Source organism: Salinivibrio sp. ML198, assembly GCF_001996015.1.
Taxonomy (GTDB): Bacteria; Pseudomonadota; Gammaproteobacteria; order Enterobacterales; family Vibrionaceae; genus Salinivibrio; species Salinivibrio siamensis.
Genome location: NZ_MUEZ01000043.1, coordinates 1 through 1,041, shown reverse-complemented (window position 1 = coordinate 1,041; position 1,041 = coordinate 1). Strand labels below are relative to the sequence as shown.

1 protein-coding gene is annotated in these 1,041 nt (G+C 52.4%); it reads left to right on the top strand.

From position 1 onward, the window contains the following. On the top strand, positions 1–1,041 hold a 1,041-nt coding region (locus BZG25_RS15570; RefSeq protein WP_198535236.1), incomplete at both ends, for a VCBS domain-containing protein.

Below are 1,041 nucleotides of genomic sequence, written 5' to 3'. Positions count from 1 at the left end.
TCAGGTGACCGACACCATCACCCTCACCGCAAGCGATAACACACAACAAGATATTGTTATCACCATTACCGGCACCGACGACTTACCTGAAGTCACCGGAAGCTTTACCGGCTCAGTGACCGAAGGTGACGAAGGCGATGCGGTCACTGCCACCGGCACCATCGCGATCAGTGATGTTGATGGCGGCGATAATCCGACCTTTGCGAATACTACAGAAGCGGGAACTTATGGCTCGTTGGAGCTAGTAGATGGTGCTTGGACGTACACCCTCGATCAATCTGCCGTGCAGGATTTAGATGCCGGTGATGAGGTGACAGACACTATCACCCTCACCACAAGCGATAACACACAACAAGATATTGTTATCACCATTACCGGCACCGACGATGCGCCAGAAGTGAGTGGTGAGTTTGTAGGTTCTGTCACCGAAAGTGACGTGGGCGATACCGCAGTAACTGCGACGGGCACCATCGCGATCAGCGATGTCGATAGTGACGATAACCCGACCTTTGCCGATACCACAGAGAGCGGCACTTACGGTTCGCTAGAGCTGGTGAACGGTAATTGGACTTATACCCTCGATCAATCTGCCGTGCAGGATTTAGATGCCGGCGATCAGGTGACAGACACCATCACCCTCACCGCAAGCGATAACACACAACAAGATATTGTCATCACCATTACGGGGACAGAGGATGCCCCTGAAGTAAGTGGTGAGTTTGTTGGCTCAGTGACCGAAGGTGACGTGGGCGATACCGCAGTAACTGCCACGGGTACCCTTGCGATCAGTGATGTCGATAGCGACGACAATCCGACCTTTGCCGATGTTACACAGGCTGGCACTTACGGTTCGCTAGAGCTGGTGAACGGTAATTGGACTTACACGCTCAATCAAAGCTCGGTTCAGGATTTAGATGGCGGCGATCAGGTGACGGATACCATCACCCTCACTGCAAGCGATAACACACAGCAAGATATTGTTATCACCATTACCGGCACCGACGACTTACCTGAAGTCACCGGTAACTTTACCGGCTCAGT